The 13,886-nt window shown below is 70.4% G+C and carries 17 protein-coding genes and 5 tRNA genes; 6 read left to right on the top strand and 16 right to left on the bottom strand.

The genetic code is table 11. The annotated features are described in order from the left end of the window. Positions 1–146 precede the first annotated feature (146 nt). Positions 147–332, top strand: a complete 186-nt coding sequence (gene rpmB / locus ACZ7DY_RS33620; protein ID WP_016642993.1) for a 50S ribosomal protein L28 — start codon at positions 147–149, stop codon at positions 330–332. A gap of 115 nt (positions 333–447) precedes the next feature. Here rpmB and thiD read toward each other — a convergent pair whose 3' ends face one another. Further along, a complete protein-coding gene (gene thiD / locus ACZ7DY_RS33615; RefSeq protein ID WP_471142279.1) occupies positions 448–1,242 on the bottom strand; it encodes a bifunctional hydroxymethylpyrimidine kinase/phosphomethylpyrimidine kinase in 795 nt (264 codons plus the stop codon). Then, a complete protein-coding gene (locus ACZ7DY_RS33610) occupies positions 1,239–2,207 on the bottom strand; it encodes a thiamine-phosphate kinase (protein ID WP_471142278.1) in 969 nt (322 codons plus the stop codon). The genes thiD and ACZ7DY_RS33610 overlap by 4 nt, the downstream gene beginning before the upstream one ends. Positions 2,208–2,415: 208 nt before the next feature. Here ACZ7DY_RS33610 and ACZ7DY_RS33605 point away from each other — a divergent pair, with 208 nt between their 5' ends. After that, positions 2,416–2,649 (top strand): Lrp/AsnC ligand binding domain-containing protein, encoded by a 234-nt coding sequence (locus ACZ7DY_RS33605; RefSeq protein ID WP_361720591.1) that lies wholly within the window; start codon positions 2,416–2,418, stop codon positions 2,647–2,649. 20 nt (positions 2,650–2,669) lie between these two features. Then, on the top strand, positions 2,670–3,167 hold the full coding sequence (locus tag ACZ7DY_RS33600) for a DUF3515 domain-containing protein (protein ID WP_471142277.1): 498 nt from the start codon (positions 2,670–2,672) through the stop codon (positions 3,165–3,167). Positions 3,168–3,212: 45 nt separating this feature from the next. Here the strand turns inward: ACZ7DY_RS33600 and ACZ7DY_RS33595 are convergent, their stop codons facing one another. Genes ACZ7DY_RS33595 through ACZ7DY_RS33585 form a run of 3 tightly spaced genes read right to left on the bottom strand, consistent with a single transcriptional unit; the run spans position 3,213 to position 6,248 of the window. Then, entirely contained in the window at positions 3,213–4,394 is a 1,182-nt protein-coding gene (locus tag ACZ7DY_RS33595; protein WP_471142274.1) for a D-alanine--D-alanine ligase family protein, read from the bottom strand. A 46-nt stretch (positions 4,395–4,440) separates the two neighbouring features. After that, positions 4,441–5,469, bottom strand: a complete 1,029-nt coding sequence (locus ACZ7DY_RS33590) for an NAD(P)H-dependent glycerol-3-phosphate dehydrogenase (protein WP_471142271.1) — start codon at positions 5,467–5,469, stop codon at positions 4,441–4,443. Beyond that, positions 5,466–6,248 (bottom strand): lysophospholipid acyltransferase family protein, encoded by a 783-nt coding sequence (locus tag ACZ7DY_RS33585; RefSeq protein WP_471142268.1) that lies wholly within the window; start codon positions 6,246–6,248, stop codon positions 5,466–5,468. Before ACZ7DY_RS33585 ends, ACZ7DY_RS33590 begins: the two co-directional genes overlap by 4 nt. A gap of 198 nt (positions 6,249–6,446) precedes the next feature. Here ACZ7DY_RS33585 and cofC point away from each other — a divergent pair, with 198 nt between their 5' ends. Together cofC and ACZ7DY_RS33575 are read left to right on the top strand one after the other, a co-directional pair. Continuing rightward, positions 6,447–7,082: a 2-phospho-L-lactate guanylyltransferase gene (cofC, locus tag ACZ7DY_RS33580; protein ID WP_471142265.1), complete on the top strand. Its 636-nt coding sequence runs from the start codon at positions 6,447–6,449 to the stop codon at positions 7,080–7,082. A 14-nt stretch (positions 7,083–7,096) separates the two neighbouring features. Then, positions 7,097–7,300 carry a hypothetical protein gene (locus ACZ7DY_RS33575; RefSeq protein ID WP_451515758.1) on the top strand — a complete coding sequence of 68 codons (204 nt, stop codon included), beginning with the start codon at positions 7,097–7,099 and terminating at the stop codon, positions 7,298–7,300. A 109-nt stretch (positions 7,301–7,409) separates the two neighbouring features. Here the strand turns inward: ACZ7DY_RS33575 and ACZ7DY_RS33570 are convergent, their stop codons facing one another. The 4 genes from ACZ7DY_RS33570 to leuC all read right to left on the bottom strand — a co-directional run bounded on the left by ACZ7DY_RS33570 (position 7,410) and on the right by leuC (position 10,772). Then, positions 7,410–8,102, bottom strand: coding sequence for an HU family DNA-binding protein (locus ACZ7DY_RS33570; protein WP_471142263.1), 693 nt, complete (start codon positions 8,100–8,102; stop codon positions 7,410–7,412). 161 nt (positions 8,103–8,263) lie between these two features. Then, positions 8,264–8,500 (bottom strand): SCO5555 family protein, encoded by a 237-nt coding sequence (locus tag ACZ7DY_RS33565; RefSeq protein WP_471142259.1) that lies wholly within the window; start codon positions 8,498–8,500, stop codon positions 8,264–8,266. A gap of 248 nt (positions 8,501–8,748) precedes the next feature. Then, positions 8,749–9,342, bottom strand: coding sequence for a 3-isopropylmalate dehydratase small subunit (gene leuD, locus ACZ7DY_RS33560; protein WP_471142258.1), 594 nt, complete (start codon positions 9,340–9,342; stop codon positions 8,749–8,751). 5 nt (positions 9,343–9,347) lie between these two features. Then, positions 9,348–10,772: a 3-isopropylmalate dehydratase large subunit gene (gene leuC / locus ACZ7DY_RS33555; RefSeq protein WP_471142256.1), complete on the bottom strand. Its 1,425-nt coding sequence runs from the start codon at positions 10,770–10,772 to the stop codon at positions 9,348–9,350. Positions 10,773–10,952: 180 nt separating this feature from the next. On the opposite strand from leuC, the gene ndgR reads away from it, so the two are divergent. Continuing rightward, positions 10,953–11,672: an IclR family transcriptional regulator NdgR gene (ndgR, locus tag ACZ7DY_RS33550; RefSeq protein ID WP_468336647.1), complete on the top strand. Its 720-nt coding sequence runs from the start codon at positions 10,953–10,955 to the stop codon at positions 11,670–11,672. A 130-nt stretch (positions 11,673–11,802) separates the two neighbouring features. On the opposite strand, the gene ACZ7DY_RS33545 is transcribed toward ndgR, so the two are convergent. From ACZ7DY_RS33545 to ACZ7DY_RS33515, 7 genes are all read right to left on the bottom strand, one after another. Continuing rightward, a complete protein-coding gene (locus ACZ7DY_RS33545) occupies positions 11,803–12,288 on the bottom strand; it encodes a DUF4188 domain-containing protein (protein WP_471142253.1) in 486 nt (161 codons plus the stop codon). Between the two features lie 248 nt (positions 12,289–12,536). Continuing rightward, positions 12,537–12,609: transfer RNA gene (locus ACZ7DY_RS33540), tRNA-Glu, on the bottom strand. A 28-nt stretch (positions 12,610–12,637) separates the two neighbouring features. Next, positions 12,638–12,709, bottom strand: a tRNA-Gln gene (locus tag ACZ7DY_RS33535). A 31-nt stretch (positions 12,710–12,740) separates the two neighbouring features. After that, positions 12,741–12,813, bottom strand: a tRNA-Glu gene (locus ACZ7DY_RS33530). A 62-nt stretch (positions 12,814–12,875) separates the two neighbouring features. Further along, a tRNA-Glu gene (locus ACZ7DY_RS33525) sits at positions 12,876–12,948 on the bottom strand. A 43-nt stretch (positions 12,949–12,991) separates the two neighbouring features. Then, a tRNA-Gln gene (locus ACZ7DY_RS33520) sits at positions 12,992–13,063 on the bottom strand. A gap of 87 nt (positions 13,064–13,150) precedes the next feature. Beyond that, complete coding sequence (locus ACZ7DY_RS33515) at positions 13,151–13,879, bottom strand: HAD family hydrolase (RefSeq protein WP_471142251.1); 729 nt, start codon at positions 13,877–13,879, stop codon at positions 13,151–13,153. Between the last annotated feature and the right edge of the window lie 7 nt (positions 13,880–13,886).

The raw sequence follows: 13,886 nt of genomic DNA, 5'->3' as shown, positions 1-13,886 counted from the left end.
CGTTCTATCGAAGCAGTCGTTGTATGCTGCTCCGGTTGCCCGATACCCATCGGGCCATTCCTCCTGGCAACGCCACTTCGATCATTGCACTGATCCCGGCATGCCGGGATTAACCGTAAGTGCATCTGAAGTCTTTGGAGTGACCCGTGGCTGCCAACTGCGACGTCTGCGGCAAGGGGCCGGGCTTCGGCAACAACATCTCGCACTCGCACCGCCGTACGCCCCGTCGCTGGAACCCGAACATCCAGCGTGTGCGTGCCGTGGTGAGCGGGACGCCGAAGCGCCTCAACGCCTGCACCTCGTGCATCAAGGCCGGCAAGGTCTCGCGCTGACGCCAGCGCGGCCACCTAGCTGGTTGCTTGAATGAGCCGGTCCCCTTCTGGGGGGCCGGCTCTTTCGTCTGCCCTGGGGGGCCTGGCCGCCAGGGCAGACGGCGCGGGCCGGAAGCTACGCCCCGCCGGACCGCCAGCCGTGGTCCACCGGGCCGATCCCGTCGCCGAGCGCGAAGCCCGCGGCGATCGCCCCGGTCACGTACTCCTTGGCGGCCGTCACGGCCCCCGGCACGCTGTCCCCCTTCGCCAGCCGCGCCGCGATCGCGCTGGCGAGGGTGCAGCCGGTGCCGTGGGTGTGCCGGTTGTCGTGGCGGGGGGCGCGCAGGACGTGCTCCTCGGTGCCGTCGGTGAGCAGGTCCACGGCGTCGCCGCTGAGGTGGCCGCCCTTGATGAGCACCCACTTCGGGCCGTACGCGAGGACGGCGGCGGCGGCGCGCCGCAGGCCGTCCTCGGAGTCGACCTCGATGCCGGTGAGTTGCGCCACCTCGTCGAGGTTGGGCGTCGCGACGGTGGCGACCGGCAGCAGTCTGGTGCGCACCGACTCCAGCGCGGAGGCCGCGAGCAGCGGGTCCCCGTGCTTGGAGACGCCCACCGGGTCGACGACGGCGGGCGCGTCCGTGCCGGCGAGCAGGTCGGCGACCTCCTCGACGAGTTCCGCGGAGGCGAGCATGCCGGTCTTCACGGCCTGTACGCCGATGTCGTCGACGACGCTGCGGTACTGGGCCCGCACCGCCTCCACCGGAAGCTCCCAGAACCCCTGGACGCCCAGGGAGTTCTGCGCGGTGACGGCGGTGACGACGCTCATGCCGTGCGTGCCGAGGGCGAGCATCGTCTTCAGGTCGGCCTGGATGCCGGCGCCGCCCCCGGAGTCGGAGCCGGCGACGGTCAGGACGCGCGGCGGGGCGTTCACCCCTCTTCTCCGTTGTCCCCGAAGTGGTCCCAGCCCTTGCTGGTCCAGGGGGCGCCGTCCACGGTGACCTGGGGCAGCGCGGAGGGATTGAGGACCTCGCCGATGACCTTCCAGCGGGCGGGCAGCTTCACGTCCGGCGGGAAGGTCGCCACGATGGCGTGGTCCTCGCCGCCGTTGAGCACCCACTGCAGCGGGTCGACGCCGACGGCCTGCCCGATGTCGTTCATCTGTGAGGGCACGTCGACGTCCTGGGAGCGGATGTCGATGCGGACCTTGCTGGCCTCGGCGATGTGCCCGAGGTCGGCGATGAGGCCGTCGCTGACGTCGGTCATGGAGGTCGCGCCGAGGCCGGCGGCGGCGGGGCCCGCGTGGTAGGGCGGCTCGGGCCTGCGGTGGGCCTCCACGAAGGCGCGTGGTGAGCGGAAGCCGCGGGAGAGGACCGCGTGCCCGGCCGCGGACCAGCCGAGCCAGCCGGTGACGGCGACGACGTCGCCGGGCTGGGCGCCCGCGCGCGTGACGGGCTCGTGGTTGCGCAGGTCGCCGAGGGCGGTGATGGCGACGGTGATCGTGTCGCCGCGTACGACGTCGCCGCCGACGACGGCGGCGCCCGCCACCTGGCACTCGTCCCTGAGGCCGTCCATCAGCTCGGTGGGCCAGCTCGCGGGGAGCTCGGCGGGCACGACCAGGCCGAGGAGCAGCGCGGTCGGCACGGCGCCCATCGCCGCGATGTCGGCGAGGTTCTGCGCGGCGGCCTTGCGGCCCACGTCGTACGCGGTCGACCAGTCGCGGCGGAAGTGCCGCCCCTCCAGGAGGATGTCGGTGCTCGCCACGACCCTGCGGTCCGGAGCGGACACGACCGCGGCGTCATCGCCCGGGCCGAGCCGTACGGCCGGGGTGGTGGTGAGCCGTGAGGTGAGCTCTCTGATGAGCCCGAACTCCCCCAACTCGCCCACGGATCCCTTCACCGAGTCTCACCATGCCTTTCACGCTGCCCGGCCCCCGGTCGCGAGCCGCCTCTGTCGTCGGTACGGTCGAGGTGACCGTCAACTTCTGTTGTCCGTCCACCACGATGTGCGCGCCACAGGTCCCCCGGGTCTCCCCGCGGCGAGCGGCGACGCGGTACCGTGGCGTCCCTTCTCCCCACATGATCCTCGTGGCCGCCCTGGAGGTTCCGTGGTACAGGCGTACATCCTGATCCAAACAGAGGTCGGCAAGGCGTCGACCGTCGCCGAGCTGATCGGCAAGATCGCAGGAGTGATCCAGGCCGAGGACGTGACCGGACCCTACGATGTCATCGTGCGCGCCCAGGCGGACACGGTCGACGAACTCGGCCGCATGGTGGTCGCCAAGGTCCAGCAAGTGGACGGCATCACCCGAACCCTGACCTGCCCGGTCGTGCACTTGTAGCCCCCGTCTACCCTGGCCCGGTGAACTTCCCCCGTCTCCGGCGCCGCTGTCTCACAGGAACGTCCGCCGTCGCTCTGCTGATCACGACAGCGGCCTGCTCAACTACGGACGACGAGGCGTCGGTGGTGGTTCCGTCCCCGGACGCGAAGACCGCCGGACTCTGCCGGGACCTGCACGAACAGCTGCCGAAGAAGATCGACGGGCTGGGGCGCACCGACCCGGGGCCGAAGTCGGAGTTGACCGCCGGGTGGGGAGACCCGGCGATCATACTGCGCTGCGGCGTGCGGCGGCCCCCCGAGATGATCGACCCGGCCTACGCGGGGCAGAACGGCGTGCGGGTGAACGGCGTCGCCTGGCTCCTGCAGAAGCGCGACGACGGGTCGTACACCTTCACCACCGGGGCGCGGCTCGCCTATGTGGAGGTGACGCTGCCCGCGGAGCGGACGGGGGACGGCCTCGGTCCGCTCACGGACTTCGCCGCCCCCATCAAGAGGACCATCCCCAAGGGGATCGCCTGACCCCCGCCCGCGCGGGCCGCACGGCCCGCGCGGTCCCGGTGTGCGCTAGCGCAGCCCGGTGGAGCGGTTGAGGGCCGCCTGGATGAGGCGGTCCACCAGCTCCGCGTAGCCGACGCCGCTCTTCTCCCACATCTGCGGGTACATCGAGATGGGCGTGAAGCCGGGCATCGTGTTGATCTCGTTGATCACGAACCGGCCGTCCTCGGTGAGGAAGAAGTCGGCGCGGACCAGTCCCTCGCAGGAGGCCGCCTCGAACGCCTCGACGGCGAGCCGCTGGATCTCGGCGGTCTGCTCGGGCGTCAGCGGCGCGGGCACGAGTCCGGGCGTCGAGTCGATGTACTTCGCCTCGAAGTCGTAGTAGTCGTGCGTCTGTACGGGCGGGATCTCGGCCGGCACGCTGGCGCGCGGGCCGTCCTCGAACTCCAGCACGCCGCACTCGATCTCACGGCCGCGCAGCAGCGCCTCGATCAGGATCTTCGGGTCGTGGCGCTGCGCCTCGGCGATGGCCTCGTCGAGGCCGTCGAAGGAGTCGACCTTCGTGATGCCGATCGAGGAGCCCGCGCGCGCGGGCTTGATGAACAGCGGCCAGCCGTGCTCGCCGGCGAAGTCCGCGATCCGCTGCCGGGCGCCCGCCTCGTCCTGCCGCCACTCGCGGGGCCGGATCACCAGGTACGGGCCGACGTTCAGCCCGAAGGAGGCGAAGACCCGCTTCATGTAGTCCTTGTCCTGGCCGACGGCCGAGGCGAGGACGCCCGAGCCGACGTAGGGCACTCCGGAGAGCTCCAGGAGGCCCTGGAGGGTGCCGTCCTCTCCGTAGGGACCGTGCAGCATCGGGAAGACGACGTCGACCTCGCCGAGGGCCTTGGGCACGGAGCCGGGCTCGCTGTAGACGACCTCGCGGTTGCCGGGGTCGACCGGGAGCACGACGCCGCCGTCCACGGAGTCGGCGAGTTCGGTGACGTTCGGCATCCTGCGGTCGGTGATGGCCATCCGCTCGGGCTCGTCGGCGGTCAGCGCCCACCGGCCGTCCGTGGTGATGCCGATCGGCAGGACGTCGTACTTGGTGCGGTCGATGGCGCCGAGGATGGCGCCGGCCGTGACGACGGAGATGCCGTGCTCCGAGCTGCGGCCGCCGAACACGACGGCCACGCGCGGCTTGCGGAGCGGCTGCCCAGAGCTCGGCTCGGGGCGCGGCTCAGGGCTCTGGGGGAGGTTCTCGCTGCTCATATCGCGTTGAGAGTACCCGTTGCCCCGGAAGTAGTCAGGCGTGCCGTCAGCGGCGCTCGGGCTTGGCGCTGCGGGACATGAGGTCCTTGAGGGCGACCACCGGGGGCGTTCCCTGGTGCACGATGCCGACGACCGTCTCCGTGATCGGCATGTCGACGCCGTGGCGGCGGGCCAGATCGAGCACGGACTGGCAGGACTTGACGCCTTCGGCGGTCTGTTTGGTGACCGCGATGGTCTCCTCCAGGGTCATGCCCTTGCCGAGGTTGGTGCCGAAGGTGTGGTTGCGCGACAGCGGCGACGAGCAGGTCGCCACCAGGTCGCCGAGGCCCGCGAGTCCGGAGAACGTCAGCGGGTCGGCGCCCATGGCGAGACCTAGCCGGGTGGTCTCGGCGAGGCCGCGGGTGATGAGCGAGCCCTTGGCGTTGTCGCCGAGGCCCATGCCGTCGGCGATGCCCACGGCGAGGCCGATGACGTTCTTCACGGCGCCGCCGAGCTCGCAGCCGACCACGTCGGTGTTGGTGTACGGGCGGAAGTACGGCGTGTGGCAGGCCGTCTGGAGCCGCCGCGCGATGGCTTCGTCCCGGCAGGCGACGACCGCGGCGGCGGGCTGCCGCGCGGCGATCTCGCGGGCGAGGTTAGGTCCGGTGACGACGGCGACGCGGTCGGCGGGGACCTTCGTGACGTCCTCGATGACCTCGCTCATCCGCATGGCGGAGCCGAGTTCGACGCCCTTCATGAGGGAGACGAGGACGGTGTCGGGGGCGAGCAGGGGCGCCCACTCGGCGAGGTTGCCGCGCAGGGTCTGCGAGGGGACGGCGAGGACCGTGAAGTCGGCGTCCGCGGCGGCCGCGGCGGGGTCGGTGGTGGCGCGGAGGTTCGCCGGGAGCGCGACGCCGGGGAGGTAGTCCGGGTTGGTGCGCGTGGAGTTGACCGCGTCGACGAGTTCGGCGCGGCGGCCCCACAGGGTGACGTCGCAGCCCGCGTCGGCGAGCACCATGCCGAAGGCCGTACCCCAGGAGCCCGTTCCGAAGACGGCGGCCCGCACGGGCCCGGCCGGGTTCACGGGGTTCGTCACTTGCTGTCCTCCGGGGTGCTGTCTGCGGTGCTCTGCGCGGCGCGGCGGCCGGCTGCCTTGCGTCGTTGTTCCAGCCGTGCCCTGCGCGGGTCGTACGGCGTCTCGGGGGCCTTCTCGCCCCGGATCTCCTCCAGGAGTTCGGTGATCGCGGCCATGATGGTCTCGGTCACCTCGCGCAGTACCTCGGGCGTCGGCTCCTTGTCGTGGAAGCGCGACAGGTCGACGGGGGGCCCGGCCTTCACCTGGAGGGTCTTGCGCGGGAAGAAGGCGGGCTTCTTGCTGTACGGCGGGAGGGCGAGGTTGGCGCCCCACTGCGCGACGGGGATCACCGGGCACTTGGTCTCCAGCGCCACCCGCGCGGCACCGGACTTGGCCGTCATCGGCCACATGTCGGGGTCCCTGGTGAGGGTGCCCTCGGGGTAGAAGGCGACGCACTCACCGCGCTCGATGGCGGCGACCGCGGCCCGGAACGCGTCGAGCGCGTTGGTCGTCTCGCGGTAGACCGGGATCTGGCCCGTGCCCTTCATGACCTTGGCGACGAAGCCGCGCTTGAAAAGGCCGTCCTTTGCCAGGAAACGCGGCACTCGTCCGGTGTTGTACTGGAAGTGCGCGTACGAGAACGGGTCGATATGGGAGTTGTGATTCACCGCGGTGATGAATCCACCCTCGGCCGGAATGTGCTCCATTCCGCGCCAGTCCCGCTTGAACAGAACCACCAGCGGCGGTTTTGCAATCACCGCCGCAAGGCGGTACCAGAAGCCGATTCTGCGGCGGGACACGCGGACACCTTCCTCCATGAGCCTGGTCGGCCGCACAAGTGTCGCCCCAGGCTGCCGGTCTGTCGAGAACACCGTACGCCCACCCGTCTCCCGCCACCGCTCCTGTGCCGGGGCGCTGTGCGCGCCCCCCTTCCCACTCCCCCGCGCCCGCTCCCCCCAGCAGGTCACAATGGGCCCGAAGCGAAGGACGGAGCGCCCGTGCAGTGGACCCTGGTCATCCCCCTGAAACCGCTGGCGCACGCCAAGAGCAGGCTCGCCGCCGCCTCCGGGGAGGGGCTGCGCCCCGGGCTTGCCCTGGCATTCGCGCAGGACACCGTGGCCGCGGTGCTGGCGTGCCCTGCGGTACGGGATGTGGCGGTCGTCACGGACGACGCCCTGGCGCGCCGCGAGCTGACGGCCCTCGGCGCGCGGGTCGTGCCCGATGCGCCGGGGGGTGGCCTGAACGCCGCGCTGGCCCACGGAGCGGCCCTGGTGCGCGCCGAACGGCCCCGGGCGCCCGTCGCGGCCCTGAATGCCGATCTTCCCGCGCTGCGTCCCGCGGAATTGTCCCGCGCCCTCGATGCGGCCTCCGCATTTCCCCGCGCATTCATGCCGGACGCGGCGGGAATCGGGACGACATTGCTGTGCGCGACGGCCGGAGCGGAATTGCGGCCGGCGTTCGGCACGGATTCCCGTGCGCGGCACGCGGCGTCCGGAGCCGTGGAACTCTCGCCCGACGGCGTCGATTCCCTGCGCCAGGACGTGGACACCGGGGACGACCTGCGGGCGGCTCTCGCGCTGGGGGTGGGCCCGCACACCGCGGCAGCCGCGGCCGGGCTGCTCATCGCCGACTGAGTACGCTGCTCCCCATGCAGGCCACCGCGTACACGTACGACTCCGAGACCCGCAGCGGCAGCGTGCTGCTCGACGACGGCACTCCGGTGCCCTTCGAGGCCCCCGCGTTCGACGCGGGCGGGCTGCGGCTGCTGCGGCCGGGGCAGCGCGTCCGCATCGAGGTGGACGGCGAGGGCGCCGCGCGCCGCATCACGCTGGTGACGCTGCAGACGTTCTGAGCCACGTGGCCGCACGGCGGGGCATGGCGCGGGAGAACCGTCCGTACACACGACGCGGGCCGGGCTCCCCCGTGGGAGTCCGGCCCGGCGCGTGAGTGCCCTCGTGCCCTTACTTCTTGCGGGCCGTGGCCTTCTTGGCGGTCGTCTTGCGCGCCGTGGACTTCTTGGCGGGCGCCTTCTTGGCGGTGGCCTTCTTCGCCGGCGCGGTCTTCTTCGCCGTGGCCTTCTTGGCGGCGGGGGCGGCCTTCTTGGCGGTGGTCTTCTTCGCCGTCGCCTTCGTGGCCGTCGACTTCGTCGCCGTCTTCTTGGCGGGGGTGGCCTTCTTCGCGGCGGCCGCCTTCTTCGCCGTCGCCGTGGTCTTCTTGGCGGTGGTCTTCTTGGCGGTGGCCTTCTTCGCCGTCGCCTTGGTCGCCGTCTTCTTGGCGGTGGCCTTCTTGGCCGCGGCCTTCTTGACGGTCGCCGAAGCGCCGCCGGTCAGGCTGCCCTTGGGCGCCTTCTTGACCGCGACGTCGTTCTTCGGGAGCTTCTTCGAGCCGCTCACCAGGTCCTTGAAGCCCTGACCCGCGCGGAACCGCGGAACCGAGGTCTTCTTGACCCGCACGCGCTCCCCGGTCTGCGGGTTGCGGGCGTAACGGGCCGGGCGGTCGACCTTCTCGAACGAGCCGAAACCGGTGACCGAAACGCGGTCCCCGCTGACCACGGCACGGACGATGGCGTCCAGGACCGCGTCGACGGCGTCGGCGGCCTGCTGGCGGCCCCCCACCTTGTCGGCAATCGCTTCTACGAGCTGCGCCTTGTTCACGTCTTCCCCTTCGGAGACATTGCCGGGAGCGAAATACTCCGGCTTTTTCGCACGTTAGGCAGATATATACCGCAAATCAAACACGAAACGGGCTAATCACCCTTGTGCCGCAACGAAGTGGCCCATCTCAGAGTTCCTCGAAGGCCCGTTGAGGCTGCGGATCAGGTGTCTTGGGGGAATCGGCCCTCGTCAGCTTCGTCGAGGGACGCCATCAATCGCTCCAGACGCCTTGCCGCATCGGCCAGATCGTGTTTGGCCGCGGCCGTAATGACCAGCAGCTTCCGGGTCAGCGCCATCCGTACGCCCTCCGGGACTTGCAGTGCGCGCACTCTTGCGTGCGCTTCCTTCAGTTGGTCCGCGACGAGCCCGTAGAGCTCGAGTTGGCTGTCACGTCCCATGCACCGATTGTGCCATCTGGGGCGAGTTGTCGCCTCCGCAGGGGGTAACTGCCGCCGTCCGCCGCCCTCCTGAGGGTACCCCGTCCCGCCGAGTACAAGGGGATTTCCAGCCTCTTCTTCCTTCTCGGACAAGGGAGTTGAGACCACCCGTTCAGGTCATCGGGTGCCCCTCGGAGGCCGCACACAGATGTACCCCCAACCGTCCACGATTGGGGGTACATCGGGGTCCCGCGGGGTGTTGCGGGGTGTCAGACCTGAACGGTCCGCGGCTTGTACGAAGGACGCTTGGTCTCGTACGCGGCGATGTCCGGCTCGTTCCGCAGCGTGATGCTGATGTCGTCCAGACCGTTCAGCAGACGCCAGCGGGCGTTCTCGTCGAGCTCGAAGTCGGCGGTGACGCCCTCGGCACGGACTTGGCGATCCCGCAGGTCAACCGTGATCTCGGCCTGCGGATCGCGCTCCGTCAGCTCCCAGAGCGCGTCCACCACCCGCTGGTCGAGCACCACGGTGAGCAGGCCGTTCTTCAGCGAGTTGCCCCGGAAGATGTCGGCGAAGCGCGAGGAGATGACAGCCTTGAAGCCGTAGTTCTGCAGCGCCCACACCGCGTGCTCGCGGGAGGAGCCCGTGCCGAAGTCGGGGCCGGCCACCAGGACCGTGGAACCCTGCCGCTCCGGACGGTTGAGGACGAACTCGGGGTCCTTGCGCCAGGCCTCGAAGAGTCCGTCCTCGAAACCGTCCCTGGTGACCTTCTTCAGCCAGTGGGCGGGGATGATCTGGTCGGTGTCGACGTTGCTGCGGCGCAGCGGCACGGCCCGGCCGGTGTGCGTGGTGAATGCTTCCATGGTTCTCAGACTCCGGCGGTCACGGGGGCGTCGGACAGGTCGGCGGGCGAGCTCAGGTGGCCGGTGACCGCGGTGGCGGCGGCGACCTGCGGGGAGACCAGGTGGGTGCGTCCGCCCTTGCCCTGCCTGCCCTCGAAGTTGCGGTTCGACGTGGAGGCCGAGCGCTCGCCGGGCGCGAGTTGGTCGGGGTTCATGCCCAGACACATCGAGCAGCCGGCGTGCCGCCATTCGGCCCCCGCGGCGGTGAAGACCTTGTCCAGGCCCTCCTCGACGGCCTGCAGGGCGACCCGGACCGAGCCGGGGACGACCAGCATCCGTACGCCGTCGGCGACTTTGCGGCCCTCGACGATGGAGGCGGCCGCCCGCAGGTCCTCGATGCGCCCGTTGGTGCAGGAGCCTACGAAGACGGTGTCGACCTTGATGTCGCGCAGCGGCTGCCCGGCGGTCAACCCCATGTATTCCAGGGCCTTTTCGGCGGCGTGGCGCTCCGAAGCGTCTTCGTACGAAGCCGGGTCGGGGACGTGCGCCGAAAGGGGCGCTCCCTGGCCCGGGTTGGTGCCCCAGGTCACGAACGGGGCCAGCGAGGCGGCGTCGATGTAGACCTCGGCGTCGAAGACCGCGTCGTCATCGGTCTTCAGGGTCTTCCAGTACGCCACCGCGGCGTCCCACTCCTCGCCCTGCGGGGCGTGGGCGCGGCCCTCGAGGTAGTCGAAGGTGGTCTGGTCCGGGGCGATCATCCCGGCGCGGGCGCCCGCCTCGATGGACATGTTGCAGATGGTCATGCGGGCCTCCATCGAGAGTTTCTCGATGGCCGCGCCGCGGTACTCCAGGACGTAGCCCTGGCCGCCGCCGGTGCCGATCTGCGCGATGATCGCGAGGATCAGGTCCTTGGCCGTGACGCCGTCGGGCAGTTCGCCGTCGACGGTGATGGCCATGGTCTTGGGGCGGGCCATCGGCAGCGTCTGGGTGGCGAGGACGTGCTCCACCTGGGAGGTGCCGATGCCGAACGCCAGCGCGCCGAACGCGCCGTGGGTGGAGGTGTGCGAGTCGCCGCAGACCACCGTGGTGCCGGGCTGGGTCAGGCCCAGCTGCGGTCCCACCACGTGGACGACGCCCTGCTCGACGTCGCCCAGCGGGTGCAGGCGCACGCCGAACTCGGCGCAGTTCTTGCGCAGCGTCTCCAGCTGGGCGCGCGAGACCGGGTCGGCGATGGGCTTGTCGATGTCGAGGGTCGGGGTGTTGTGATCCTCGGTGGCGATGGTGAGGTCGAGCCGCCGCACCTGACGGCCGGCCTGCCGGAGGCCGTCGAAGGCCTGGGGGCTGGTCACCTCGTGCAGCAGGTGCAGATCGATGAAGAGGAGGTCGGGCTCGCCCTCGGCGCGCCGGACGACGTGGTCGTCCCAGACCTTCTCCGCGAGTGTCCTACCCATCGCTTTCCCTCCGACCGGCCTGTTCGCCGGCCCAACTAGAGAATCCGTTCGTCGACGTGCGTACGCCTCGTGCCGCACGTGGACCGCCGATCCGTTGGTCCGCGGATCGCTCCTACAGAGTGGCGGGTTCCACGGGAAATTGAACTTGCGTTTCACAGAGTGAGACGGGAGTATCGACGCATGGACAACTCTAGCGGCGTCGGCGTTCTCGACAAGGCGGCCCTTGTCTTGAGCGCTCTGGAGTCCGGTCCGGCCACCCTCGCGGGCTTGGTCGCGGCCACCGGGCTCGCACGACCCACGGCCCACCGACTCGCCGTGGCACTGGAACACCACCGGATGGTGGCGCGCGACATGCAGGGCCGTTTCATTCTCGGCCCTCGTCTCGCGGAACTCGCGGCGGCGGCCGGCGAGGACCGCCTGCTGGCGACGGCGGGCCCGGTCCTCACGCACCTGCGCGACGTCACCGGCGAGAGCGCGCAGCTCTACCGCCGGCAGGGCGACATGCGCATCTGCGTGGCGGCGGCGGAGCGCCTCTCGGGCCTCAGGGACACCGTCCCGGTCGGCTCGACGCTCACCATGAAGGCGGGCTCGTCGGCGCAGATCCTGATGGCCTGGGAGGAGCCGGAGCGCCTGCACCGCGGCCTCCAGGGCGCCCGCTTCACGGCCACGGCCCTCTCGGGCGTACGCCGCCGGGGCTGGGCCCAGTCGATCGGCGAGCGCGAACCGGGCGTCGCGTCGGTTTCCGCACCCGTGCGCGGGCCCTCGAACCGTGTGGTCGCCGCCGTCTCGGTCTCCGGTCCGATCGAGCGCCTGACCCGCCACCCGGGCCGCATGCACGCCCAGGCGGTCATCGACGCGGCAGGACGCCTCTCCGAGGCACTGCGCCGCTCGGGCGGCTGACGCCACCGGCGCCGGTGGCGCCGCTCCTCGTACACGGCGCCGGAAGGACACCGCCTCAACGCCGCGGCGGCCCCTTCCGGCGCTTCACTCTTCTCTGGGGCCCGCAAGCCCCTCCGCGGTCCGCGAGCCCTCAGGCCGCCTTCAGACGGTCGGCCGCCCGGTCCCCGCGACGCCCCACCGGGACCACGCCGGAGACGGCCCCCAGGCCGAACGGCGGCATGTTCACGTACACGGCCTCATACGCGCCGGCCGGGACGACGAAGGTCTCGTGCCAGAAGCCGACCTTGCCCCTGCCCTGCTTCAGACGGCGGTTGAAGGCCGTCCACGCGGGCCGGTGCTCCTTGTCCGTCGCCGCCGAGTAGGCCAGCAGCTTCTCCTGGGACTCCCAGTACTGGACCACGTAGATCAGGCGCGGCCCGCCGAGGAGCAGCCGGTAGCCCAGCAGTCCGCTCTCCTCGTCCCGCGACAGCTCGTCGAGCATGCGCGGCATGGCCCGGAAGACGGGCCACCAGCTGCGGACGGCACGGAAGTGATTGATGTGCATCCCGATGTGGAAGACGACCACCTCCCCGTCGGCCTCGGCGGTCATGCGTCCGTCAATCGGCTTGGTGCTCATGGCAGTTCCCCCTCCGTGAAGCCCGGACCCCGCTTTGGATAGCTCCGCTACCCATAATGGATAGTGGCACTCTCCAAGAGAGGGTGCAAGAGGGATGCACGAGAGGTCTCCGGCTCACAGGAGGGCGCCAACTGGCCACGCCCGGAACGGATTTGGGCGGACGGGGGCGGATAGGGCCGGACGGGACGGGGACGGGTCCGGGCATGACGAAGGGGCCCTCCCTGATGGGAAGGCCCCTTGCCGTTCTGTACCCCCGACCGGATTCGAACCGGCGCTACCGCCTTGAGAGGGCGGCGTGCTAGGCCGCTACACAACGGGGGCGAGGATCGTGCGTCTCCGCGTGATCCAGCTGGGCTACCAGGACTCGAACCTAAACTAACGGAACCAGAAACCGTCGTGCTGCCAATTACACCATAGCCCAATGTGGTCTAGACCAAGTCTAGGACCTACAGTACCCCCGACCGGATTCGAACCGGCGCTACCGCCTTGAGAGGGCGGCGTGCTAGGCCGCTACACAACGGGGGCCCTAGCGATCCTGCATCAGTAACAGTGGGTGCGACCCGATCTGTTCCCGCGGGAAGGATCTGTACCCCCGACCGGATTCGAACCGGCGCTACTGCCTTGAGAGGGCAGCGTGCTAGGCCGCTACACAACGGGGGCTTCGTGGACGAGATCCACATTTTTTGCAGATGAGCTCTGCGAGCTGGCCTACCAGGACTCGAACCTAGACTAACGGAACCAGAAACCGTCGTGCTGCCAATTACACCATAGGCCATCAAAACTCAACCCCTTGCGGGATTTCTGTTTGATGTGCGCTTCCCGACCGGACCTTTCGGCCCTCTCGGGCGGCGCAGGAAGAACATTACCCGAAGGTGGACGGCGCTCCAAAACGGGTATTCGCCCGCAGCAGCGCGGGGAGCTCGGAGAGACGCGTGATGCGGTGTACGCCCGTCGGGCCGTCCTGCGCCGAGCCGTTGCGGTCGAGCCAGATGCCGAGCAGGCCGGCGTCCCTGGCGCCCCGGGCGTCGATCTCCGGCTGGTCGCCGACGTAGGCGATCTCTGCGGGTTCGAGGCGCAGTGCCGTGCAGACGGCCTGGAAGGCTTCCGCGGCGGGTTTGGAGAAGCCCAGGTCGGCGGCGCACAGGACCGCCTCGAAGCGGCCGCGGATGCCCAGGACGGTCAGCTTCCGGTCCTGTACGGCCAGGGCGGAGTTGGACAGGACCGCCTGGCGGTAGTCGCGGGCGAGGGCGTCCAGGGCGGGGAGCGTGTCGGGGAAGAGGGACCAGGCCGACTCGTAGTGACCGACGTAACGCGCGAACCAGGCCTCGGCGTCGTCGTCGGAGAGGTCCGGGGCGTCGAGGAAGTCCCGTACGCGGTCGCGCCGCTGCTGCTCGAAGGCGACCTCACCGGCGCCGAAGCGGGCCCAGTGGCGCTCGGTGAGCCGCCGCCACAGGGCGAGGGCGCGCTCGGCGGACTCGTACCGCTCCAGGAGGCCCTCGGCGGTGAGGTGCGCCCGCATGCCGGCGGAGTCGGCACGCGCGTAGTCGAAGATCGTGTCATCGATGTCCCAGACCACGGCTTTGATCGGCATACCGCCG

This window comes from Streptomyces sp. NPDC037013, assembly GCF_055607265.1.
Note: the sequence above shows the minus strand (reverse complement) of the source record. Positions and strands in the feature narration are given on the sequence as shown.

Coding starts and splice junctions, on each gene's coding strand:
- ACZ7DY_RS33595 (WP_471142274.1), bottom strand. CDS start 4,394: ATGAGCAGCGAGAACCTCCCCCAGAGCCCTGAGCCGCGCCCCGAGCCG.
- ACZ7DY_RS33565 (WP_471142259.1), bottom strand. CDS start 8,500: ATGGGACGTGACAGCCAACTCGAGCTCTACGGGCTCGTCGCGGACCAA.
- ACZ7DY_RS33515 (WP_471142251.1), bottom strand. CDS start 13,879: ATGCCGATCAAAGCCGTGGTCTGGGACATCGATGACACGATCTTCGAC.
- ACZ7DY_RS33545 (WP_471142253.1), bottom strand. CDS start 12,288: ATGAGCACCAAGCCGATTGACGGACGCATGACCGCCGAGGCCGACGGG.
- leuD (WP_471142258.1), bottom strand. CDS start 9,342: ATGGAAGCATTCACCACGCACACCGGCCGGGCCGTGCCGCTGCGCCGC.
- leuC (WP_471142256.1), bottom strand. CDS start 10,772: ATGGGTAGGACACTCGCGGAGAAGGTCTGGGACGACCACGTCGTCCGG.
- ACZ7DY_RS33575 (WP_451515758.1), top strand. CDS start 7,097: ATGCAGGCCACCGCGTACACGTACGACTCCGAGACCCGCAGCGGCAGC.
- ndgR (WP_468336647.1), top strand. CDS start 10,953: ATGGACAACTCTAGCGGCGTCGGCGTTCTCGACAAGGCGGCCCTTGTC.